The 21461-nt window shown below is 65.7% G+C and carries 21 protein-coding genes and 1 tRNA gene; 16 read left to right on the forward strand and 6 right to left on the reverse strand.

Features of this window, described 5'->3' with window-relative positions; translation table 11 throughout:
- Positions 1 to 40: 40 nt before the first annotated feature.
- Together ACFQZQ_RS09140 and ACFQZQ_RS09145 are read left to right on the forward strand one after the other, a co-directional pair.
- Positions 41 to 676 (forward strand): glutathione S-transferase N-terminal domain-containing protein, encoded by a 636-nt coding sequence (locus ACFQZQ_RS09140; RefSeq protein ID WP_386812442.1) that lies wholly within the window; start codon positions 41 to 43, stop codon positions 674 to 676.
- A 145-nt stretch (positions 677 to 821) separates the two neighbouring features.
- Complete coding sequence (locus ACFQZQ_RS09145; RefSeq protein WP_386812443.1) at positions 822 to 1316, forward strand: ClpXP protease specificity-enhancing factor; 495 nt, start codon at positions 822 to 824, stop codon at positions 1314 to 1316.
- 364 nt (positions 1317 to 1680) lie between these two features.
- Here the strand turns inward: ACFQZQ_RS09145 and ACFQZQ_RS09150 are convergent, their stop codons facing one another.
- Positions 1681 to 2004, reverse strand: a complete 324-nt coding sequence (locus ACFQZQ_RS09150; protein WP_386812444.1) for a DUF3301 domain-containing protein — start codon at positions 2002 to 2004, stop codon at positions 1681 to 1683.
- 9 nt (positions 2005 to 2013) lie between these two features.
- Between ACFQZQ_RS09150 and ACFQZQ_RS09155 the strand changes: the two genes are divergently transcribed.
- Positions 2014 to 2886 (forward strand): FHA domain-containing protein, encoded by an 873-nt coding sequence (locus tag ACFQZQ_RS09155; RefSeq protein ID WP_386812445.1) that lies wholly within the window; start codon positions 2014 to 2016, stop codon positions 2884 to 2886.
- An 11-nt stretch (positions 2887 to 2897) separates the two neighbouring features.
- On the opposite strand, the gene nadC is transcribed toward ACFQZQ_RS09155, so the two are convergent.
- Both nadC and ACFQZQ_RS09165 read right to left on the reverse strand, forming a co-directional pair.
- Positions 2898 to 3758, reverse strand: a complete 861-nt coding sequence (gene nadC, locus ACFQZQ_RS09160; protein WP_386812446.1) for a carboxylating nicotinate-nucleotide diphosphorylase — start codon at positions 3756 to 3758, stop codon at positions 2898 to 2900.
- Positions 3755 to 4024 (reverse strand): Trm112 family protein, encoded by a 270-nt coding sequence (locus ACFQZQ_RS09165; protein WP_386812447.1) that lies wholly within the window; start codon positions 4022 to 4024, stop codon positions 3755 to 3757. Before ACFQZQ_RS09165 ends, nadC begins: the two co-directional genes overlap by 4 nt.
- Before the next feature lie 88 nt (positions 4025 to 4112).
- Here ACFQZQ_RS09165 and purE point away from each other — a divergent pair, with 88 nt between their 5' ends.
- Together purE and ACFQZQ_RS09175 are read left to right on the forward strand one after the other, a co-directional pair.
- Complete coding sequence (gene purE / locus ACFQZQ_RS09170; RefSeq protein WP_386812448.1) at positions 4113 to 4673, forward strand: 5-(carboxyamino)imidazole ribonucleotide mutase; 561 nt, start codon at positions 4113 to 4115, stop codon at positions 4671 to 4673.
- Complete coding sequence (locus ACFQZQ_RS09175; protein ID WP_386812449.1) at positions 4670 to 5827, forward strand: 5-(carboxyamino)imidazole ribonucleotide synthase; 1158 nt, start codon at positions 4670 to 4672, stop codon at positions 5825 to 5827. Before purE ends, ACFQZQ_RS09175 begins: the two co-directional genes overlap by 4 nt.
- A 73-nt stretch (positions 5828 to 5900) precedes the next feature.
- On the opposite strand, the gene ACFQZQ_RS09180 is transcribed toward ACFQZQ_RS09175, so the two are convergent.
- A complete protein-coding gene (locus ACFQZQ_RS09180) occupies positions 5901 to 6479 on the reverse strand; it encodes a superoxide dismutase (RefSeq protein ID WP_386812450.1) in 579 nt (192 codons plus the stop codon).
- A gap of 166 nt (positions 6480 to 6645) precedes the next feature.
- Between ACFQZQ_RS09180 and grxD the strand changes: the two genes are divergently transcribed.
- The 5 genes from grxD to ppnN all read left to right on the forward strand — a co-directional run bounded on the left by grxD (position 6646) and on the right by ppnN (position 13210).
- Positions 6646 to 6966 carry a Grx4 family monothiol glutaredoxin gene (grxD, locus tag ACFQZQ_RS09185; protein ID WP_386812451.1) on the forward strand — a complete coding sequence of 107 codons (321 nt, stop codon included), beginning with the start codon at positions 6646 to 6648 and terminating at the stop codon, positions 6964 to 6966.
- Complete coding sequence (locus ACFQZQ_RS09190) at positions 6963 to 7709, forward strand: SDR family NAD(P)-dependent oxidoreductase (RefSeq protein WP_386812452.1); 747 nt, start codon at positions 6963 to 6965, stop codon at positions 7707 to 7709. The genes grxD and ACFQZQ_RS09190 overlap by 4 nt, the downstream gene beginning before the upstream one ends.
- Positions 7706 to 8302 (forward strand): YhgN family NAAT transporter, encoded by a 597-nt coding sequence (locus ACFQZQ_RS09195; protein ID WP_386812453.1) that lies wholly within the window; start codon positions 7706 to 7708, stop codon positions 8300 to 8302. The genes ACFQZQ_RS09190 and ACFQZQ_RS09195 overlap by 4 nt, the downstream gene beginning before the upstream one ends.
- Before the next feature lie 225 nt (positions 8303 to 8527).
- Positions 8528 to 11722, forward strand: a complete 3195-nt coding sequence (locus tag ACFQZQ_RS09200; protein WP_386812454.1) for a TonB-dependent receptor — start codon at positions 8528 to 8530, stop codon at positions 11720 to 11722.
- Between the two features lie 111 nt (positions 11723 to 11833).
- Positions 11834 to 13210 carry a nucleotide 5'-monophosphate nucleosidase PpnN gene (ppnN, locus tag ACFQZQ_RS09205; RefSeq protein WP_386812455.1) on the forward strand — a complete coding sequence of 459 codons (1377 nt, stop codon included), beginning with the start codon at positions 11834 to 11836 and terminating at the stop codon, positions 13208 to 13210.
- 109 nt (positions 13211 to 13319) lie between these two features.
- On the opposite strand, the gene ACFQZQ_RS09210 is transcribed toward ppnN, so the two are convergent.
- Positions 13320 to 14345 (reverse strand): sensor histidine kinase, encoded by a 1026-nt coding sequence (locus ACFQZQ_RS09210; RefSeq protein WP_386812456.1) that lies wholly within the window; start codon positions 14343 to 14345, stop codon positions 13320 to 13322.
- Between the two features lie 76 nt (positions 14346 to 14421).
- On the opposite strand from ACFQZQ_RS09210, the gene ACFQZQ_RS09215 reads away from it, so the two are divergent.
- The 6 genes from ACFQZQ_RS09215 to ACFQZQ_RS09240 are packed head-to-tail and all read left to right on the forward strand — an operon-like array spanning position 14422 to position 21304.
- Positions 14422 to 15078, forward strand: coding sequence for a GspH/FimT family pseudopilin (locus ACFQZQ_RS09215; RefSeq protein WP_386812457.1), 657 nt, complete (start codon positions 14422 to 14424; stop codon positions 15076 to 15078).
- Positions 15075 to 15539 carry a type IV pilus modification protein PilV gene (pilV, locus tag ACFQZQ_RS09220; protein WP_386812458.1) on the forward strand — a complete coding sequence of 155 codons (465 nt, stop codon included), beginning with the start codon at positions 15075 to 15077 and terminating at the stop codon, positions 15537 to 15539. The genes ACFQZQ_RS09215 and pilV overlap by 4 nt, the downstream gene beginning before the upstream one ends.
- Positions 15539 to 16678, forward strand: coding sequence for a PilW family protein (locus ACFQZQ_RS09225; RefSeq protein ID WP_386812459.1), 1140 nt, complete (start codon positions 15539 to 15541; stop codon positions 16676 to 16678). Before pilV ends, ACFQZQ_RS09225 begins: the two co-directional genes overlap by 1 nt.
- A 12-nt stretch (positions 16679 to 16690) precedes the next feature.
- The gene (locus tag ACFQZQ_RS09230) at positions 16691 to 17197 is read left to right on the forward strand and encodes a pilus assembly PilX family protein (RefSeq protein WP_386812460.1); all 507 of its coding nucleotides are present in this window, start codon (positions 16691 to 16693) and stop codon (positions 17195 to 17197) included.
- Between the two features lie 10 nt (positions 17198 to 17207).
- A complete protein-coding gene (locus tag ACFQZQ_RS09235; RefSeq protein WP_386812461.1) occupies positions 17208 to 20879 on the forward strand; it encodes a pilus assembly protein in 3672 nt (1223 codons plus the stop codon).
- Positions 20880 to 20881: 2 nt separating this feature from the next.
- Complete coding sequence (locus ACFQZQ_RS09240; RefSeq protein ID WP_386812462.1) at positions 20882 to 21304, forward strand: type IV pilin protein; 423 nt, start codon at positions 20882 to 20884, stop codon at positions 21302 to 21304.
- Positions 21305 to 21365: 61 nt separating this feature from the next.
- Here ACFQZQ_RS09240 and ACFQZQ_RS09245 read toward each other — a convergent pair.
- A tRNA-Asn gene (locus ACFQZQ_RS09245) sits at positions 21366 to 21442 on the reverse strand.
- Positions 21443 to 21461: the final 19 nt, after the last annotated feature.

A 21461-nucleotide genomic window follows, 5' to 3' on the forward strand; every position in this document is an offset into this window, starting at 1 on the left:
TCTTGCCACCGGCGGATTCCGGTGGCTGGAGAGGTCGATGATGGCGGCGAGCCCACGTATGCGTAATGCCCTGACGTTGTTTTCTTCCACCGACTGCGTGCTGTGCCACCGCGTGCGGCTGGTGCTGGCGGCCAAGGGCGTCACCTACGACCTGATCCCGGTCGACCCACAGAATCCGCCCGAAGACCTCGTCGACCTCAACCCGTACCACTCGGTGCCGACCCTGGTCGAGCGCGATCTGGTGTTGTACGCGGCAAGCGTGGTCAGCGAGTACCTAGACGAGCGTTATCCGCACCCGCCGCTGATGCCGGTCGACCCCTTGTCGCGCGCGCGCCTGCGGCTGGCGACCTTGCGGCTCGAACACGACTGGGTGCCGCAGGTTCAGGCGATCCAGCTGGGCAACAAGGCCCAGGCCGAGGCCGGCCGCAAGCGCCTGAAGGAACTGCTCACCGCCTCAGTGCCGTTGTTCAAGGCCTACAAGTTCTTCCTCAATCCCGAGATGAGCCTCGCCGACTGCGCGATGGCGCCGATCATCTGGCGCCTGCCGGCGCTCGGCATCCCGCTGCCTAAGGACGGCAAGGCGATCGAGGATTACGGCAACCGGATCTTCCGCAACCCCGGTTTCACCCGCAGCCTGACTGACCAGGAACGCAAGCTGCGCGACCTGCCGGCGTAGCGGCATTGCGGGCGCGATTTTCGTGCCCGCAGTTGCGCGCGCGGGATTCGTGGGCACGAACCCAGTGCCCACCCTGCGTCGCTTGACAGCGCGATTGGCGCTGTTGCCGTGCGCCATCGCCGATGCGCGGCGCTAGACTTCCCGCATGAGTGACGACAGCACCCCGATGACCAGCCACCGCCCGTACCTGTTGCGGGCGCTGTACGAATGGATCGCCGACAACGGCATGACCCCGCACCTGCTCGTCGACGCCACCCGGCCGGCGGTGAAGGTGCCCACGCATGCGATCAAGGACGGCAAGGTCGTGTTGAACGTGGCCGGGCGCGCGGTATCGCACCTGGAGATGAGCAACGACGTGATCAGCTTCAGCGCCCGTTTCGGCGGCGTGAGCCACGCGGTGTCGGTGCCGATCGGCGCGGTGTTGGCGATTTACGCGCGCGAGACCGGGCAGGGCATGGCGTTGCCCGAGGACGGCTCCCTGGGCGAGGAGGAGGGCGTCGAGGAAGATGCCCGCGACGGTGCCCCGGCGCCGCTCAGCGCGGTGCCGAGCGAGCCGTCTCCTGATGGGGACGATGACGGCCCCCCCCATCCGACCCATCCCACGCCGCGGCGCGGCGGCCACCTGCGCATCGTCAAGTGACGTTTCGGCCCGCGCAAGGCGCGGCTTAGCTGAAATGTCTTCCCCGCGAATGCGGGAATCCAGTGACTTCAATTATTTTCGGCCCGCACAAAGCGCGGCTCTGCCCAAGCGTCGTCCCCGCAAAGGCGGGGGTGCAGTGTCGCGCTTGCGATTGCTTTGAGTGACGCAAGTCGCGCGGGGCCGGACACCATCGCGCTGTGCGCGATGGCCGGGGATCGCCGGATCCACTGCTTCGGTTATGTGCGCCCCGCGCAAGAGCGGCTTCGCCGAAACGTCATCCCCGCGAAGGCGACCTGTAGGACGGGCTTAAACCCGCCGCGAACCATCGCTCGCAGCACGGCGGGTTGAAACCCGCCGTACGGCCTCACTGCAATGAAGTCGGTTCCGGCGTCACCGGCCCGCTGAAGGACACCAGCCGATCGCCGCGCAACACCAGGCGACCGACATGGCGGTCCTGCCCGTCGAGCGAATAGTCGAAGCGAAACGTGCGCTCCAGGCCCAGCCAGCCATTGTCGTGCCGACACAGCCGAAAACCCGTCTCGTGCACGGCCTGGTCGAGCCACTGCACCCCTGCGGCGCGGCAGGCATCGCGGCCCAGCACCTCGGCGCGTTCGGCCGCGGCACGGCTCGCGCTCCAGAATGCGAACGCGGTCGCAGCAACGATCATCAGAACCACTAAAGTCGGCATGCTACCAATGTGGCGGTGCGCGGCCCCATTCGCAAGCACCTTGGATCGCACTTTCAGGGAAGAGCCCAAGCCTGCATGAAACTCGTCTTTCCCGGTGGCGAACACCCGCAGGTCCTGCTCGGCCAGGGCATCAACCGGATCGGTTCCGATCCCGGCTCCACCATCGTCCTCGATCGCCCCGGCGTGCAGCCGCAGCATTGCCAGCTGCACGTCACCGCGCACGGGGTGATGCTGGATGTGCCGCGCGGCACCATGGTCTGGGTCAACGACCGCCAGGTGGACGGGCTGATCTCGTTGCGCGCGGGCGACACGATCGTCTTCGAGCATGTGCGCGCGCGACTGGCCTCGATGGAAGGTGTGACGGCGGTGGGGGCGGTGTTGGGTTTGCCCGGCGTGACGCATCCATCGGCCAATGACGATCCCGGTATCACCGCCGTGCGCGTGGTGCTGCCGAAGTACGTGCTGCGCGGCATCGACTCGGTCGGCGGTCGCAACTTCGCCGTGCATGGCGTGGCCACCGTGGGCCGCGCGAACGATTGCGCGCTGCATCTGGACGAGCCCGGAATCTCGCGCGTGCACGCGCGCCTGCTGCCGACCGACGACGGCGTGCAGATCGAAGACATGGGTTCGACCAACGGCAGCTTCATCAACGGCCGGCGCGTGTTGCGCGCGCTGGCCAAGCCCGGCGACGAGGTCGCCTTCGACGGCTTGCGGTTCCGGGTGTCGGCGCCGGGCCAGGCTGAAGCGGTAAAGGGCGCCGCGTTGCCCGCCGCCAGCCCATCGCGCCCCCGGTTGGCCTGGCCGCCGCGCGCGGTGCTGGCCGTCCTCGGCCTAGCGCTGATCGTGTTGCTCGGGTTCGCCGTGCCGCAGCTGATGCGCTGAGAACCCGCGCGTCAGCCCGGCGGCGGGCCGAGTTTCAACGACAGGTCTATCGCCCGCACGTGCTTGGTCAGGCCCCCGATCGAGATACAGTCGACGCCGTCCTCGGCAATCGCGCGCAAGCCCGCCAAGTCGACGCCCCCGGACACCTCCAACGGGATCCTGCGTGCGGCCGTGGCCGCGATCCGTACCGCCTCGCGCCGGGTCGGTGCATCGAAGTCGTCGATCAGGATCCGGTCGCAGCCTTCGGCCAGCGCCTCGGCGAGTTGCGCAAGAGTCTCCACCTCGACGATCAACGGCAGCGTCGGATGCATCGCCCGCGCCGCGTGGATCGCCGCGCCCAGCGAGCCGGCCGCGCGGACGTGGTTTTCCTTCAGCATCACCGCGTCGTACAGGCCCATGCGGTGGTTGACGCCGCCGCCGACGCGCACCGCGTACTTCTGCGCCAGGCGCAGGCCGGGCAGGGTCTTGCGGGTATCGAGGATCTGCGCGCCGGTACCGCGCACGGCCTCGACGTGGGCGGCGGTCACGGTCGCGGTCGCGGACAGCGTCTGCATGAAGTTCAGTGATGAGCGCTCGGCACTGACCAGCGGGCGCGCGCGGCCTTGCAGGGTCGCCAGCACGGTGCCGCGGGCGACGCGATCGCCTTCCTCGACGTGCCAGTGGATCTGCACGGCCGGATCGAGCGCGCGGTGGCAGGCGTCGAACCACGGCCTGCCGCAGACCACCGCATCTTCCTTGCACAGCAGGTACGCGCCGTCGGCGAGGTCGGGCAACAGCGCGGCGGTGACGTCGCCGCTGCCAAGGTCCTCGGCCAGCGCGTGCGCGACATCGGCCTCGACCAGTTCGGCCGGCGGCGGCGCGAAGCGGCTCATGCGCCGGGGAAATCCGCGACCTGCGCGGCCACGATGACCTCTTCGGCGAGCAGCACCGGGATGCCATCATCGACGCGGTAAAGCAGCTTGCGGTCGCGCGTTACCAGCGCCTCGCGCACCGGCTCGGACTGCGCGCTGCCGTCGCCCCGGACGACGCCGCCGCGTTCGATCGCGGCGTTCAGCGCCTGCAGCCCGCGGGTATCGAGCAATTGCAGCGGTTGGCGCGTGGAAGGGCAGACGAGCAGGTCGAGCAGTTTGCGATCCATACGGTGTGGTTCCGGGCGGCGCGGCGCGCTGGGCTTGGGGCGCTAGAATACGTCTTTGCGCCTCCCAACTGATCTCCTGGACCGGACCATGTCAGCAACCGATCGTGTCCCATCGCAGCCGGCCCCGTTGCCGCCGACGCCGTTGGTCGGCATCGTCATGGGCTCGCGCTCCGACTGGGAGACGATGCAGCACGCCGCCGCCAAGCTCGAGGCGCTCGGCGTGCCGCACGAGGTGCGGGTGGTCTCGGCGCATCGCACGCCCGACGTGCTGTTCGAATACGCAGCCAGCGCCGCCGACCGTGGCCTGCGCGCGATCATCGCCGGCGCCGGTGGCGCGGCGCACCTGCCGGGCATGCTCGCGGCCAAGACCGCGGTGCCGGTGCTGGGCGTGCCGGTGCAGAGCAAGGCGCTCAACGGCATGGATTCGCTGCTGTCGATCGTGCAGATGCCGGCCGGGATCCCGGTCGCGACGTTTGCGATCGGCAACGCCGGCGCGGCGAATGCGGCCCTGTTCGCCGCCGCGCTGCTCGCCCACGACCAGCCGATGATCGGCGAAGCATTGAACGCGTTCCGCGCACGCCAGACCGACGACGTGCTGGCCCACGACGACCCGCGGCGCCCTTCGACAGGCTCAGGGCTATCGGCGTGACTACGGTAGGCATCCTCGGCGGCGGGCAGCTGGCCCGCATGCTCGCGCTTTCCGGCGCGCCGCTAGGCTTGCGTTTCCTGGTGATGGACACCGCCGGCGATGCCTGCGCGGCCCAGTTCGCGCCGATGGTGGTGGGCGACTACACCGACACCGCCGCGTTGGCCGAGTTCGCCTCCAAGATCGACGTCGCCACCTTCGATTTCGAGAACGTGCCGTCCCAATCCGCGCAGTGGCTGGCCGACCGCGTGCCGGTGTTCCCGAGCCCGCGCGCGTTGGCGATCGCCCAGGACCGGCTGGCCGAGAAGACCCTGTTCCGCGAACTGGGCATCCCGGTGCCGGACTTCGTCGCGATCGACACGCGCGAGGACCTCGACGCCGCAATCGCGGCGATCGGCACACCGTGCATCCTCAAGACCCGCCGCTTGGGGTACGACGGCAAGGGCCAGTTCCGCCTCAAGAGCGCGGCCGACACCGACGCGGCATGGCAGGCGCTAGGCGCGCAGGCGGCCAAGGTCGGATTGATCCTGGAGGCGTTCGTGCCGTTCGAGCGCGAACTGTCGGTGGTCGCGGTACGCGGCCGCGACGGCGAGTTCCGCAGCTGGCCGCTGACCGAGAACTGGCACGTCGACGGCGTGCTGTCGGCCAGCCTGGCGCCGGCGTCGGTCGACGCGGCGATGGCCGAAACGGCGTTCGCATACGCGCGGAAGCTGGCCGAGGCGATCGACTACGTCGGCGTGTTCGCGCTGGAGCTGTTCTGCCGCGCCGGCGAACTGCTCGCCAACGAGCTCGCGCCGCGCGTGCACAACTCCGGGCACTGGACTATCGAAGGCAGCGAGACGTCGCAGTTCCAGAACCACCTGCGCGCGGTGCTCGGCCTGCCGCTGGGCGATACGCGCATGGTCGGCCGCGCCTGCATGCTCAACTGGGTCGGGGCGATGCCCGATGCGAACGCGGTGCTGCAAGAAGCCGGCGGTCATTGGCACGACTACGGCAAGTCGCCACGCGAGGGCCGCAAGGTCGGGCATGCGACGCTGCGGGCGGAATCGGCGCAGGACTTGTCTGCCGCAGTGCAGAAGGTCGGACAGGCACTGGGGCGTGGCGAGCAGGTGGCGCCGGTGATCGCCGCATTGCGGGATTCACCTGCCGATCGATGACGTCCTGCCGCTGCTGAAAAAAACAACGGCCGGGTTTCCCCGGCCGTTCGCACATCAGCCCAGGGCGGATCCGTTACTTCATGTTCGACGCGACGAAATCCCAGTTGACCAGGTTCCAGAACGACTCGACGTACTTCGGCCGCGCGTTGCGGTAGTCGATGTAGTACGCGTGCTCCCAGACGTCGCAGGTCAGCAGCGCGGTGTCCTCGCCGGTGAGCGGGGTGGCGGCGTTGGAGGTGCTGACCAGCGCCAGCGAACCGTCCGGGCGCTGCACCAGCCAGCCCCAGCCCGAGCCGAAGGTGCCGACCGAAACCTTGGTGAACTCGTCCTTGAACTTGGCGAAGTCGCCGAACGCCTTGTTGATGGCGTCGGCCAGCTTGCCGGTCGGCTCGCCGCCGGCGTTCGGCGCCAGGCAGTTCCAGTAGAAGGTGTGGTTCCAGATCTGCGCGGCGTTGTTGAACATGCCGCCCTGCGCCTTGCGGATGATGTCCTCGAGCGCCATCTCGGCAAACTCGGTGCCCGCGATCATGTTGTTGAGGTTGGTGACGTAGGCCTGGTGGTGCTTGCCGTAATGGAAGTCGATGGTTTCGCCGGAAATGTGCGGCTCAAGCGCGGTGCGGTCGTAGGGCAGGGCGGGCAGTTCGATGGCCATGGCGGGCTCCTGGGGGCTGGCTGACGGGGGTTGCCGGGACGCGATCTGCCACGTCGGCGGCGGTGCGAAGGCTTACAATGCCAAGTCTAACAAGCGTGATTCTATCCCCCCGTCCCGTCGCCCAGCCGTCAACGGCCGCGCCGCGGGCCATTGCAGGAGTTGCATGATGTCTGTACTTGAGCGGATTCAGGCCGAGGTCGATGGCCATCCGATCGTGTTGTTCATGAAGGGCACCGCGCAGTTCCCGATGTGCGGTTTCTCCAGCCGTTCGGTGCAGGCGCTCAAGGCCGCCGGTGCGACCCAGCTGCACACCGTCAACGTGCTCGAGGATCCCGAGATCCGCGCCAACCTGCCGCGCTACTCGAACTGGCCGACGTTCCCGCAGCTGTTCATCCACGGCGAGCTGATCGGCGGGTGCGACATCACCATGGAACTGTTCGAGTCCGGCGAACTGGCGCGGATGATCAGCGAAACCCAGCGTCAGTGACTGCGACGGCGGCAACCACGGAGCAAGACGCTGCGCTTGCGCAGCGTGTGGTGCTGGTCACCGGCGCGCATGGCGGCCTCGGTAGCGCGGCGGCGCTGGCGTGCGCGCGCGCTGGTGCGACCGTGGTGCTGCTGGGCCGCAAGGTCGCGAAGTTGAACCGCGTGTACGACGCGCTGGCCGCCGCTGGCGCCGAACCGCTGTTGTACCCGCTCGACCTGGAAGGCGCGGCGCCCGACGACTACGCCGAGCTGGTCGCCCGCATCGAGACCGAACTCGGCCGCCTCGATGGCGTGCTCCACTGCGCCGCCGAGTTTCGCGGGCTGACGCCGTTGCTGCAGACCGATCCAGCCGCATTCGCGCGCGCGATCCACGTCAACCTGACCGCGCCGTGGTGGTTGTCGCAGGCCTGCCTGCCGCTGCTGGCCAAGGCGCCCGATGCGGCGCTGGTGTTCGCGCTGGACGACCCGGCGCGCGTCGGCCAGGCGTACTGGGGTGGCTACGGCGTGGCCCAGCACGGGTTGGCCGGACTGGTCGGCATGCTGCATGCCGAGTTGGCCAACTCGACCGTGCGGGTCGCCGGCCTGCAGCCCGGGCCGATGCGCACGCCGCTGCGCGCCCAGGCTTACGTCGACGAGCACGACCGCAGCGCGCGCGAAGCCAGCGATTACGCCCCGGCCTGCGTCACCTTGTTGTCGCCGGCCGGCGTCGCCCACCGTGGCACGGTCTGGAGCCCGAGCCCATGACGATCGCCTCGGCCGCGCTGCTGCTGTTCCTGATCCTCGACCCGCTGGGCAACATCCCGGTGTTCCTGAGCCTGTTGCGCAAGTTGCCGCCGCACCGCCAGCGCGTGGTGCTCGCGCGCGAACTGCTGATCGCGCTCGGCGTGCTGATGATGTTCCTGTGGGGCGGCAAGTACGCGCTGGAAGTGATGCACTTGCGGCAGGAGTCTGTGTCGATCGCCGGCGGCATCGTGCTGTTCCTGATCGGCATCCGCATGATCTTCCCGCCGCCGGAAGGGCTGATGGGCGAGATCCCCGACGGCGAGCCCTTCATCGTGCCGATGGCGATCCCGCTGGTCGCCGGACCCTCCGGCATGGCCGCGGTGATGCTGATGGGCAGCAACGACGCCTCGCGGCTGGGCGACTGGAGCCTGGCCCTGCTGATCGCCTGGGGCGCGACCGCGGCGATCCTGTTCTCGGCCACGCTGCTCTACAAGTGGCTGGGCATCCGCGCCCTGACTGCGATCGAGCGGCTGATGGGAATGCTGCTGGTCGCCATCTCGGTGCAGATGTTCCTCGACGGCTTGGGCACCTACCTGCAGATCGGGGCTCCCTGAGAGACCCGCAGGTAGAGAAGGGTCCGCTGGGCGGCCGCTGCCGCGCCAATTTGACCGGCGTCACAGGACTGCAACACTGTCGACTTAGCATGTTAAACTGCCGTTAACCCGGCGGGGCGTCGTGTCATCCGGGTCTGGGGCTAGATCAAACACACCGAGCAGGGCACTCGACAGGGGATGTCGCTGCCACCCGTCAACACATCCGAATCGTACCGAGGCCACTCAATGACCCACCCGAACCGCGCCCGCATGTCCAAGCTCACGCTGGGCCTGCTCGCCGTCCTTGCTACCGCTCCCGTCTTTGCGCAGAGCACCTCCGCCGGTGTCGGTGGTGTCGTCAAGGGCGCCGACGGCCAGCCCGTCGCCGGCGCTGAAGTCACCATCACGCACACCGAGTCCGGCACGGTCAGCCGCGCGGTGACCGGCGCCGATGGTCGCTACAACGCCCGCGGCCTGCGCGTCGGTGGCCCATACACGATCACCATCAACAAGGCCGGCGCCGGCGCCAGCAGCCAGGATGGCGTTTACCTCAACCTCGACAAAGTCAACCAGGTCGACGTGGCGTTGAACAACGAGGTCACCACGCTGGAGACCGTTGAGGCAATCGCCTACGGCGGTTCCGAGGTGTTCAGCGCGACCAAGATGGGCGCTGGCTCGAACGTGACCCGCGAGCAGATCGAGGCGATGCCGAGCATCAATCGCAACCTGCAGGACTTTGCCCGCCTCGACCCGCGCATCACGCAGACCGACAAGGCGCGAAACGAGATTTCGGTCGGCGGCCAGAACCCGCGTTACAACGTGATCCGCGTCGACGGCATCAGCAGCGCCGACTCCTTCGGACTGCAGGGCAATGGTCTGCCGACGCCGCGCCAGCCGTTCTCGATGGACACCATCGACGAAATCGCGGTCGATGTCGCCAACTACGATGTCACCATCTCCGGTGGCACCGGCGGCGTGATCAACGCCGTGACCAAGTCCGGCACCAACGAGTTCCACGGTTCGGTCTACGGCATCTACCGCGACAACGACTGGTCGGGCAAGAACCAGAACGATATCCGGCCGACGCTGTTCGACAACGAGCAGACTTACGGCATGACCTTCGGCGGCCCGCTGATCAAGGACAAGCTGTTCTTCTTCGCCAACTACGAGAACTACACCGGCAAGGAGCTGTTCACCGGCAACTCCGGTTTCGGTCCGGTCGGCTCGGGCGAGAGCAACATCGTCGGCATCACCCAGGCTCAGATCGATCAGGTCATTGCGCTGTCCCAGGCCAAGGGGTTCGACCCGGGCACGCTGGCCAAGCCGGCGCTCGATACCGAGAGCGAAGAGTACGGACTGAAGATCGACTGGAACATCGCCGACGCGCACCGCGCCAGCTTCCGCTATGGCAAGACCGAGCAGAGCACGCCGTTCCTGCAGGGTTTCAACAGCTCGTCGCTCGCGTTGAACACGTATCACTACGTGCAGGATTTCGAACTGGAAACCTACAGCGCGCAGTTGTTCAGCGACTGGACCGATGTGTTTTCCACTGAAGCCAAGGTCTCTCACCGCGACTACTCGGCCGTGCGTAACCCGCTGGTCGACCTGCCCGCGATTGCCGTCCGCATCGGAAGCAACACGCTGAACCTGGGTACCGAAGAGAATACCCACGCCAACGTCCTCGGTACGAAGACGTGGAACGGATTCTTCGCCGGCAACCTGTTCCTCGGCGACCACACCGTCAAGCTCGGCGTGGACTACGAGTCGAACGAGGTTTACAACCTGTTCGGCCGCCGCGTGAATGGTGTCTACACCTTCAACAGCATCGCCGACTACGCCGCCAACCGTTCCAGCCGCTACCAGCTGTTCTACCCGCAGGGCGGCGACCTGGATGCGATGGCTGCGACGTTCACCCAGAAGAACGTGGGCCTGTTCGTGCAGGACAGCTGGGCGGTCAACAATAACCTGACCCTGACCTACGGCCTGCGTTACGACCGTTCGATCGTCGACGACAACCCGGTGTTCAATGCGCAGGCCTCGTCGCTGTTCGGCGTTCGCAACGACAACACCGTCGACGGCGCCGAGCTGTGGTCGCCGCGTTTCGGCTTCAACTACACCATGGACACCGAGCGCCCGAGCCAAGTGCGCGGCGGGGTGGGTCTGTTCAAGGGTGCAGCGGCGACGGTGTGGCTTGCCAACCCGTACGCCAACAACGGCGTTACCTACACCGACTTCTTCGACTCCAACGGCACGACCCTGTTCTCGCCGGATCCGAACGGTCAGCTGTCGGTTGCCCAGAGTGGGGGTACACCGGGCCAGCAGTCGGTCGACTTCATCGATTCCGACGTGACGCAGCCGTCGGTGTGGAAGGCCAATCTGGCGTTGGACACCGAGCTGCCGTGGTGGGGCGTGGTCGCCTCGACCGAGCTGGTGCTGACCTCGGTCAAGGACGGCATCTATTACCAGCAGCTCAATCTGGGCCGCTCCACGAGGATTGGCCAGGATGGCCGTGCGATCTACTGGAACACCGCCGGCCTGAACCCGGCCAACTGGAACCGCGATGGCGTGTCCAGCGGCGGCGCTACTGCGCGCGGTAACCGCTCGACCAGCTTCAACGACGCGATCATCGCCAAGCGTACCGGCAAGGGCGAGAGCCAGCAGCTGACCCTGGGCTTGAACAAGCCGTTCAACGACGGCGACTGGTCGTGGGCCGCGTCGTACACCTACACCAACGCCAACGAAGTCAGCCCGCTGACCAGCTCGACCTCGAGCTCCAACCTGGGCAACGTCCCGGTGTTCCAGTCCAACGAGGAAATCAGCTCGACGTCCAGCTACGAGATCAAGGACCGCTTCCTGGCCACGGCGAGCTGGAAGCACGCGTTCTTCGGTGACAACAACACCATCGTGTCGCTGGTCTACGAAGGTCGCTCGGGTCGCCCCTACAGCTACACCTTCGACAACGACGCCAACGGCGATGGTCGCGCCAACGACCTGCTGTACATCCCGACGGGGCCGGGCGACGTCATCGTCGGTCGCGGCGCCACGCAGGCCGCGGAAGAAGCGGCGTTCTGGAACTACATCGCCAACAACGAGTACCTCGACAAGCGTCGTGGCTCCATCGCCGAGCGCAATACCGCGAAGGGCGCGTGGGTCAACCAGTTCGACATGCGCATCTCGCAGGAAATCCCGGGCTTCTGGAAGGGCCACAAGGCCGAGATCGGGTTTGACATCCTCAACATCGGCAACCTGCTCAACAAGGATTGGGGCCGCATCGAAGAAAACGCGTTCCCGGGCTACCGCGGCGTGGTCGAGTACGGCGGCATCGATCCGGCGACCGGTAAGTACGTCTACCGCTTCAACAACCCGGATACCCTCAACGTCTATGACGACAAGGGCATCTCGCGTTGGGCGGCTCAGGTCAGCTTCCGCTACAAGTTCTAATCGGTAGCAAGCGTCCAGGAAACGGCCGGGGAAACCCGGCCGTTTTCTTTTGTGCGCGCCGCTGCGCTAGAGTCCGGGTAGACCAAGACGACCGATAGACAGAGAGTACGCATGACCGCAACGATCGACACCTCGCTCCCGACCGTGAGCGCCCACATCTACCCGCGTGGCGGCCTGGACGTGCTCTCGCGCACCGAGGTGGCGCGGCTGCGCGACGCCTCCGCCGGCGGCATGCACGACCTGCTGCGCCGCTGCGCGCTGGCGGTGCTGACCAGCGGCAGCGCCTCGGACGACCCGCGCGCGGCGCAGGAGCTGTACCCGGATTTCGAGATCGAGGTGCTGCAGCAGGACCGCGGCGTGCGCATCGACTTGCGCCATGCGCCGGCGATGGCGTTCGTCGACGGCGAGATCATCCGCGGCGTCGCCGAACTGCTGTTCGCCGTGGTCCGCGACCTGGCCTATACCGCCATCGAACTCACCGAAAGTCGCGACCTGGAGTCCAGCGACGGCATCACCGACGCGGTGTTCGGGCTGCTGCGCAACGCGCGCATCCTGCAGCCGAGCGACCCCAACCTGGTGGTGTGCTGGGGTGGCCATTCGATCAACCGCGACGAGTACATCTACACCAAGCAGGTCGGCTACGAGCTGGGGCTGCGCGGCCTGGACATCTGCACCGGCTGCGGCCCCGGCGCCATGAAGGGGCCGATGAAGGGCGCCACCATCGCCCATGCCAAGCAGCGCAAGCGCCGCATGCGCTACATCGGCATCACCGAGCCGGGCATCATCGCTGCCGAGTCGCCGAACCCGATCGTCAACCACCTGGTGATCATGCCGGACATCGAGAAGCGGCTCGAAGCGTTCGTGCGCGTCGGCCACGGCATCATCGTGTTCCCCGGTGGCGTCGGCACCGCCGAGGAGATCCTGTACCTGCTCGGCATCTTGCTGCGCGAGGAAAACGCCCACGTGCCGTTCCCGCTGATTCTGACCGGCCCGACCGCGTCGGCGCCGTACTTCGAGCAGATCGACCGCTTCCTGCGCTTGACCCTGGGCGAAGCGGCCACCTCGCGTTACGAGATCATCGTTGGCGACTGCGCCGCGGTCGCCAAGCGCATGGCCGCCGGCGTGCGCAAGGTGCGCGAACACCGTATCGCGCAGAAGGATTCGTTCTTCTTCAACTGGTCGATGGACATCCCGCTGGCGTTCCAGCGCCCGTTCGTGCCCAGCCACGAGGCGATGGCCGCGCTCGACCTGCACCACGGCCGCAAGCCGCACGAACTGGCGGCGGACCTGCGCCGCGCGTTTTCCGGCATCGTCGCCGGCAACGTCAAGGAAGACGGCATGCGCCGGATCGAGCAGTTCGGCCCGTTCGAGATCCATGGCGACGCCGACATGATGCAGTCGCTCGACGCGCTGCTGCGCGCCTTCGTCGAGCAGCGGCGGATGAAGATCTCCGGGGAGTACAAGCCCTGCTATCGCGTGGTGGCGTAGCGCGGCTCCCCGCGGGTGGGGCAGGGCGTCCGGTGCCAGGCGGGATTCTTGCCAGGTTTTGCAAGCAGGCGTGGACCTGACAACCAGGGCCGCGCCCCCGTCCCTCATGTCAAGTGCCGACCGGCAGCCTCACCGTAGCGATGTAGCGCCCCCCGGCCACCTGCGTCTGCACGCTACCTCGGCCGTCGGTGAGCGCTTCGATGCGGACCTGCGAGGCATTCAAGCCAACCCGGTGTCCGGGATGGGAATGACTGCCCGGATGCGGCAGAGGGTTGGTGATGCGGACCACGACTGTGCCGGGCGTGGTCGAGACGGCGATCTCGACCTCCCCACCGGCAGGGAGCTGCTCGACGCCGTGGCGGATCGCGTTCTCGACCAACGGCTGGATCGACAACGCCGGCACGGTGACGGCCGGCATCACGCCGGGCAGTTCCCAGCGTACGGAAAGGCGATCCCCGAATCGCAGGGCCTCGATTTCGAGGTAGCGACGTGCCAAGGCCAGCTCGTCTTCCAGGGAGATCTGCCGCGGACCTGCGAGCGCAGCGCGAAACAGGTCGGCCAGGTCCAGTAACAGCCGCTCCACCTCCTCCGGCCGGCGGCGGACCAGCGCCACGCCGGTATTGAGAGTGTTGAAGAGGAAGTGCGGCCGGATGCGCGAGTGCAGCGATTCCAATTGGGCCTGCTTGGCCTGCACGGCCGCTTGCCGTGCCCGCCAATGATTCTGGAACGCGGCCAGTCCCAGCAAACCCACGGCGAGCACGATGCCGGTTAGCCGCAGGACCAAGGCCTGCCAGCCGCCGGCCGGCATCGGCCCCACATCGCGCATCAGCAGCCACGCGATCCCGGCGGTCACCCAAGTGTTGATCAGCAGGAGGCACAGCGCGACATACGCGACGCCTTGAGGGCGGATTCGCGAGAGCGGCTTGCGCAAGGCGTAAATGGCTACCAGGGTCAGCAGCATGACCCACTGGATGGCGACGGAAAGGCGGCCGAAATAGGTTAGCCGGTCACTCGAGGTTTCCGTGGCCAGCGCCAAAACCACCGCCAACCCTTCGCCCGCGACGACCATCCACAGGATCGCGTGCACGCGCCAAAGCGTGTCCAGCGGACTGTTAGTGCTTTCGTTGGCTGGCATCTTGGCCTGTCCGACCGAGGCAGCGTGCATGATGCCCGATTAAGCCTAGGACCCGGTCCAGAACCGGAATGTACGCTTGCTCGCCGCGCGCCCGACGCCAGAAACGGCGCGTCTGTCCATGGCCGATGACCGTCCGTCCACTCCGGGCTTGAACTGGATGGGGCACCGGCTAGGCTGGAGCCTTCACCGCGGGGAGCGGCTTTCCATGACGTCCAAGGGTTGTGTGACCGGGTTCACGCTGATTGAACTGATGGTCACTATTTCGGTTTTGGCGATCCTGCTGGCCATTGCCCTGCCCAGCTTCCAGGGGACGTTGCGATCCAACCGGGTAGCCACCACCACAAACGAGCTTCTGGCGGCCATCTCGCTGGCGCGTACCGAGGCCATTCGTAACACCCGAGGTGCAGCAGTTTGTCCAAGCACCGCCGGAACCGCTTGCGATGGCACCTGGAATCAAGGGTGGCTGGTGTGGTCGGACATTAATTCGGATGGGTTGATGGGAGCAGGGGAGACGCCCATAAAAGTCGGTCGCGTGGACAATCGTCTGCAGGTCGCTGCCCCGGCGGCCAACGTGCTTCGCTTCGACACTCGCGGCCGCCTTCATCCAGCACTTGGCGGTGCGCAGCAGATCGGCCTCCAGTCAGCACAATGCCCCAGCGGCGATCCCTTGGTCCGTACGCTTACGGTCACGCCGACCGGGCAGGTCAACATAGTAAAAGGCAATTGCCCATGAGCATCCGGCGCATTCCCAGTACCCGCTCCCCCGTAGCCGGCTTCACTCTGATCGAGGTGCTGATCGCAATCCTGGTCATGGCTGTCGGCTTGCTGGGATTCGCGATGATGCAGACCATGAGTCTGCGGTTCGCGCAGGCCGCCAATCAGCGCACGCAGGCGACCAATCTTGCCTATGACTTGCTGGACCAGATGCGTGCCAACAGACTTGTGGCAGCGCAGTACCAAGGGGCTACCTTCGCGCCCGGTGCGGTGAATGGGTGCGCGGCGCGTCCCGTGGGCGCGATGACCGTGGCGGCAAGCATCCGCCGCTGGCAGTGCCAGGTGGTCACCGTCCTGGGTCCGGATGCCCAGTCCACCGTCACCGTCGTCAATGGCCTCGTCACCGTGCGCATCAACTGGGGCGAGGAGCGCTGGAACGGGGGACAAGGTCCCGACTTTGCCGTGGAGAGCCGACTGTGATGAGCTTGAATCGTCGCCGCGCAGCTGGCGTATCGCTAATCGAGTTAATGGTCGCGCTGCTGATCGGCACCATTCTCATGCTGGGCCTCATCGAGGTGTTTGCGGGCTCGCGCGCGGCGTACCAGACTTCCGAAGGCTTGGCGCGCGTGCAGGAGAATAGCCGGTTCGCGCTCGACTACCTGCAACGCGACATCCGCATGATTGGTCACTACGGGTGTGCCAACGATCAGTCCCACAAACAGCAAGTCGGCGCTTTGGTATCCACCACCGGTGCCGCGGCCGGCGGTGCGTTGGACTTCAATCTGTCGGTGCAAGGATTCGAGGCCAATGGCACCACGCCCGGGGATACCCTGGTGCTGTCTTCTCCGACGGCTGGCTGGACACCGGGTTTGCCCGCACACATCAGTGCGCTGGGTCCGCTTCCCGGCAGCGACGTCATCATGCTGCGCTTCCTCCGTGGCAACGGTGCCGCCGTCACCAACATCGCCATCGCCGGCAGCACCACCACATTCACGGTGGGTGCCGCGAACTGGGGCAACCTGACCCAGGATGGTGTGGCAACACCGGACCTGTTTGCCGTATCGGATTGCAGCTATGTCAACATTTTTCCCGGGACAGGCAACAGCGCAGCGGGGACCGCCACCGCGGCTGTGGCGATAGAGCGCTATACGCCGCAGCCAACCGGCCAGGCTGCCCTGTATCGCGCCGAAGCGGTGGCTTATTACGTCGCCAATGGCGCCAGCGGCCGACCCGCGTTGTGGCGTGCCCGCTGGAATAGCGCAGGGGTCGCCCAGCCCGAGGAGCTGGTCGACGGCATCGAGAACCTGCAGCTTATTTTCGGTCAGGATCAATCTGCCGACGTCAACAGCCCCACTGGCTTCATGGGCACCCAGAACACCGCCGGTGACGCGGCGCTGGGCGTTGCGACCGATGTCGCAGGTGAACAGCGCTGGCGCCGGGTGGGCCTCGTGCAGGTCGGCCTGTTGGCCAGCAGCGCTAACCCTTCGGCGGCCCAAGCCCCTGCCGCGGCCTCGCGGCCCAGTGCGCTGGGCGTGACTTACTCCGCTCCAGCGGACGGCCGCTTCCGCACCGCCTACGAATCCACGATTGCACTGCGCAATCGCCTCTATGGCAACTGACGCGAGCCGACCATGACACGACGCACGCTCCCCCAGTTCGATTCCCGTCGCGGCCAACGCGGCGCGGTGCTGTATGTCGCCCTGATCATGCTGCTCCTGCTGGCCATGATCGGGATCGTTGGCATGCAGGTCACCGGCATGCAGGAACGCATGTCGTCCAACTACCGCAGCGCCAATCTCGCCTTCCAGAATGCCGAAGGCGATGCCCGCCGTGTGGAGTGCTTCATCGAGGCGACCGTCAACCGCACCGCGACGGCCTGTCCCGCGGTGACGATCGATACCTGCAGCGAGGCGTTCGATGCCTCGGCTTGGGCGCAAACCCATGCCTTCGCCACGCCTGCGGCCGACCGGGTCAGTGTCCGCGCGATCGGTCCGTGCATTTCGGGCAATACCAGCCTGGGCATGGGCGGTGAGCTCGACGAGGATCCCAACCCGATCTACCAGATCACCGTGTATGCCACCGACCTGCCGGTCGCTTCAGGCGCCGACGCGGCCATCGACACCATTTTCCGACCCTGAGACGCCTGCCATGACCTTCCTTCGCAAGGCACTGATTTCTACCGCCGGGCTGGCCGTCCTGGGCAGCATGGGCTACCTCGTCTACGGCGCCTTCGCAGTGCAAGGGCAGGGCACGCTGGCACAGGCGCCGCTGAATATTCAGTCGACCGTCCCGCCGGCCTTCATCATGGGGGTCGACAACTCCGGGTCGATGAGCAGTGACGAGACGTTGTTCCGGACCGGGCAAGGCATCGGCTATTTTCGGACCTCGAACTACAGTTTTTTCGATAGTGCGGGGGTTGCCTGGGAATCGGGTGGCACATCGTTCGCGAAAGTTGTTACTTCGCACGATGGTGAGCGCGCCGACCTCTTTGGTGCCGCCCGCGCACCCGAGTACAACCGCGCCTATTTCAACCCAGCGGTGACTTACACGCCATGGCGCCAGGCGGATGGCACGTTCGAGCCGGATTCCGACTACACCGATGCGCCCGAGGATCCGCGCGCCGCTTACAACGATGGCAATATCGATTTCAGCGCGGTTCAGACCAGCACTTACAATTTCCAGGCAGGCATGCGCCTGCATGCGGGAACGCGCTACTACAACGGCAACGCTTGCAACAACTCGCCCACGCCGGGCAGCGGACTGCCGACCAACGCTTGGCAGACGTTGAGCGCGGATATCGTCTTTGCAGGAAGCTGTTCGACGCAGTTCGAGTACATCCGCGGCGTGGTCTACCTCAGCGAAACGGCACCGGCTCCCATCGGCTTCGATTTGAGCAAGCGCGAGTTGATCGAAGGCGCCGGCCCCGCCGGTGCCAACCTGTACAAGTACGAGTACAAACTGGGCAACTTCACGACCGGCGGGGCGGCCGCGCTTACCAACTTCGCCAACTGGTACACGTACTACGGCAATCGCAACCGCGCGATGATCGCCGCGATGACCGAATCCATGGCCGACGTCACCAACATGCGCGTCGGCTATTTCCAGATCAATCCGCCGCTGCCGGCGACCAATGTACAGATGTACGACATCGAGGTTCCCACCGACAAGCAGTCCCTATACGCCCTGATGCGTAACCTGAACTCGAGTGGCAACACGCCCACCCGTCGCGCGGTCGACTACATGGCGCGCCAGTTCAGGCGCACGGACACGGGTGCGCCGATTCAGCTGGTCTGCCAGAAGAACGCCGGCATGCTATTCACCGACGGCTACACCAATGACAACAACGTAGGACTTACGAACGTCGGCGACACCGACGGCGCGTTGGCGGCGCCGTTTGGCGGTGGCGTGGCGTCGAGCAACACGATCGCCGATCTGGCGATGGACGCATACCTGAACAACCTGCGTCCGGACCTTGCCGCAGGCAAGGTGCCGGTGCCGGGCGGCTGCAGCGCGGGTACGCCGGATCCAAGCCTGGATTGCCAGAAGAACCTGCACATGAACTTCTACGGCATCACCCTGGGCGCGCGCGGTGCGATCTACGACGTCAACGCTGCCGCCACGGCAAACCCGTACACCACGCCGCCAAGCTGGGGTGCGACTGGCACGATGAGCCTTCAGCCGGAGAATGTCGACGACATCTGGCACGCCGCCATCAATACCCGCGGTGAGTTCATCAATGCGAAGTCGCCGACGGATATCTCACAAGCCATGCGCCGAATCCTGGCGTCCGTCGGTGCCGGCACCACGCCGTCGGGTAGCATCGGGCTGACCGGCTCGCGCGTCGGTACCGGCTCGGTAAGCGTGGTTCCCTCGTATACAGCAGCCAACAATGGCACCGACTGGTTCAGCACCCTGACCGCACAGACCGTGACCTCGGACCCAATCACGGGCGCCGTCTCCTACAGCTCTATCTGGGAAGCCTCCTCGCAGCTGCCAGCCGCGGGGTCGCGCAATATTTTGGTCGGCAAGACCACTGGCAGCGTAGTGCCCTCGGTGTCTACCTTCGACAGCACCAACGTGAGCCTCGATGAACTTTGCGACGGTGCGCTTTCCCGGTGCGTCGGTAGCGGAATCGGCAGGACTGCGATCGACGCCGGGCTGGGCATCAACCTTGCCGAGGCTGTCGCTTATCTGCGCGGCGATCAGACGCTGGAAACTTCCGCAACCAAGCCGTTGCGCCAACGGACCACGCTGCTCGGCGACATCGTCAACTCCAACGTGGTGGTTTCGTCGCCGCTTAACGATTACGGATACAAATCTTTGCGCGGCGCCACAGCAGGCACTTTCAATCCCTTCAATTACGACGCTTACCTGGCAACGAAGAAGACGCGCACCCCGATGGTGTATGTCGGCGCCAACGACGGCATGCTGCATGCCTTCGATGGTGTCACCGGGATCGAGAAATTCGCCTACATACCGGCCACGTCGCTGGGACACATGGGCAATCTGCTGTTTCCCTACAAAGCCAGCGACAAAGACGACCAGCTGTTCGATCATCGATACTTCGTTGACGGGCCGGTAACTGTCTCCGATGCGTACTACACCGGCTCCTGGAAGACGGTTTTGGTGGGTACAACCGGCGCTGGTGGTCGGGGCGTGTTCGCGCTAAATGTGTCTACTCCGGGATCGTTTGGCGCCAGCAACGTACTGTGGGACATCAATGACGGCGCGTCCGACGCGAACATCAAAAACAATATTGGCCATGTGCTAGGCAAGCCAGTTGTCGTGCCGGTCAAGATCGGCACGGTCGTGAAGTGGAAGGCGATCTTTGGAAACGGCTATAACAGCATTAACAACAAGGCTGTACTTTTCGTAGTCGATATCGACAGTGGTGCCGTCACCACTATCCAAGCCAGCGAAGCTTCGCAGCCTGGAGCGAATGGCTTGGGCAACGTCATTGTTCTCGATCGCTACGACGGCAGCACGGCCGTGGCGGCGAGGGACGGTTATGGGGACACGGTCTACGCCGGAGATCAGAACGGTGCCGTCTGGAAGTTCGATCTGCGTTCTGCCTCGCCATCGGCACTGACTTCGCCGTTTTTCGTGGCGACCGATCCCAGTGGCAACCGACAGTCCATCATTGGTGGCTTCGAGGCGGCTGCCGGTCCGGCGGGAGGGGTGATGCTGTACTTCGGTACGGGCAGCTTCTCCTTTATCAACGACCCCACCGACAAGCAAGTGCAAACGCTGTACGCCGTGCTGGATAGGGGGGCGACGGTCAGCCGCAGCCAACTCCATCAGCAAACCGTTGTCAGCGACGTAGCCGGCGTGCGCCAGACCAGCATGACGGCGCCGCCCGTAGGCAAACTTGGCTGGCACATTGACTTGGTCGTTGGCGGCGTTGCCAGCGGCGAGCGGTTTGTGGGCACCCCGCGGATCGAGAGCGGAGTGGTCTTCTTTCCAACGTTCGACCCCAACAGCACAGATAGCTGCGTGACCGGTGGCACCAACCGTCTCTACGGGCTTGGCGCCCTAAATGGCGCGGCGGGCCTTTCGGCGGTACGCATTGGGTCGCCGACAGGCACCTCTCCCGGTGCCGGTACTGGCGCGGTGCCGCTGAGCACCAGTGGTTCGTCCCCGGTCAAGGAGGTTGCTGTCCTGACTTCCCCGCGCCTGAGCCCGCTGGCCAGCACGGCGACCGCAGCGGAGGTCGCTGCTGCCTTGGCCGCGCGCTGCTCAATGGTGATACAAGTCGCCGGGGCACCTCCGCTCTACATGCCCAGGCCCTGTGGCCGCCAATCCTGGCGACAGGTGCGATGACAATGAAGGGGATGCAAATGATGCCTACGACTGGTGTCGATCGCGCGCAGCGTGGCTTCACACTGATTGAGTTGATGATCGTGGTAGCGGTGGTCGCGATCCTGGCATCGATTGCCCTGCCGGCTTACAACGACTCGGTTCGCAAATCGCGGCGCGGGCAAGCCAAAGCCGATCTGGTCGAGTACGCGCAGCTTGCCGAGCGCTGGTTTACGGTCAATAACACCTATGCAACCTTCGTTCTGCCAACCAACCAATCGCCGCGAGAGGCGGGCTCGGCGGCCCGATACACGCTAAATCTCGTGAGCGCGGCGACCACCTTCACCATTACTGCGGTGCCACAGGGGGGTCAAGCAGCGGATAGCTGTGGCACCCTGACCATGAATCAGGCGGGCGCGAAGACGCCGGCCACTCAAGAATGCTGGTAGACCACGGTCTGAACACGTAAAAAAAAGCCGCCATGACTGGCGGCTTTTTTCTTTACTGATTTGGCGCCCGAAGTTGGACTCGAACCAACGACCCCCTGATTAACAGTCAAGTGCTCTAACCGGCTGAGCTATTCGGGCGGGGATGCGCATTGTAATG

It is taken from the genome of Lysobacter koreensis (assembly GCF_042677045.1).
Lineage (GTDB): Bacteria > Pseudomonadota > Gammaproteobacteria > Xanthomonadales > Xanthomonadaceae > Lysobacter_K > Lysobacter_K koreensis.

Excerpts from the sequence above, each read along its gene's own strand:
- ACFQZQ_RS09140 (WP_386812442.1), top strand. The coding sequence starts at position 41 with ATGGCGGCGAGCCCACGTATGCGTAATGCCCTGACGTTGTTTTCTTCC.
- ACFQZQ_RS09145 (WP_386812443.1), top strand. The coding sequence starts at position 822 with ATGAGTGACGACAGCACCCCGATGACCAGCCACCGCCCGTACCTGTTG.
- ACFQZQ_RS09150 (WP_386812444.1), bottom strand. The coding sequence starts at position 2,004 with ATGCCGACTTTAGTGGTTCTGATGATCGTTGCTGCGACCGCGTTCGCA.
- nadC (WP_386812446.1), bottom strand. The coding sequence starts at position 3,758 with ATGAGCCGCTTCGCGCCGCCGCCGGCCGAACTGGTCGAGGCCGATGTC.
- ACFQZQ_RS09165 (WP_386812447.1), bottom strand. The coding sequence starts at position 4,024 with ATGGATCGCAAACTGCTCGACCTGCTCGTCTGCCCTTCCACGCGCCAA.
- purE (WP_386812448.1), top strand. The coding sequence starts at position 4,113 with ATGTCAGCAACCGATCGTGTCCCATCGCAGCCGGCCCCGTTGCCGCCG.
- ACFQZQ_RS09180 (WP_386812450.1), bottom strand. The coding sequence starts at position 6,479 with ATGGCCATCGAACTGCCCGCCCTGCCCTACGACCGCACCGCGCTTGAG.
- grxD (WP_386812451.1), top strand. The coding sequence starts at position 6,646 with ATGTCTGTACTTGAGCGGATTCAGGCCGAGGTCGATGGCCATCCGATC.
- ACFQZQ_RS09195 (WP_386812453.1), top strand. The coding sequence starts at position 7,706 with ATGACGATCGCCTCGGCCGCGCTGCTGCTGTTCCTGATCCTCGACCCG.
- ACFQZQ_RS09200 (WP_386812454.1), top strand. The coding sequence starts at position 8,528 with ATGACCCACCCGAACCGCGCCCGCATGTCCAAGCTCACGCTGGGCCTG.
- ppnN (WP_386812455.1), top strand. The coding sequence starts at position 11,834 with ATGACCGCAACGATCGACACCTCGCTCCCGACCGTGAGCGCCCACATC.
- ACFQZQ_RS09210 (WP_386812456.1), bottom strand. The coding sequence starts at position 14,345 with ATGCCAGCCAACGAAAGCACTAACAGTCCGCTGGACACGCTTTGGCGC.
- pilV (WP_386812458.1), top strand. The coding sequence starts at position 15,075 with ATGAGCATCCGGCGCATTCCCAGTACCCGCTCCCCCGTAGCCGGCTTC.
- ACFQZQ_RS09225 (WP_386812459.1), top strand. The coding sequence starts at position 15,539 with ATGAGCTTGAATCGTCGCCGCGCAGCTGGCGTATCGCTAATCGAGTTA.
- ACFQZQ_RS09230 (WP_386812460.1), top strand. The coding sequence starts at position 16,691 with ATGACACGACGCACGCTCCCCCAGTTCGATTCCCGTCGCGGCCAACGC.
- ACFQZQ_RS09235 (WP_386812461.1), top strand. The coding sequence starts at position 17,208 with ATGACCTTCCTTCGCAAGGCACTGATTTCTACCGCCGGGCTGGCCGTC.
- ACFQZQ_RS09240 (WP_386812462.1), top strand. The coding sequence starts at position 20,882 with ATGAAGGGGATGCAAATGATGCCTACGACTGGTGTCGATCGCGCGCAG.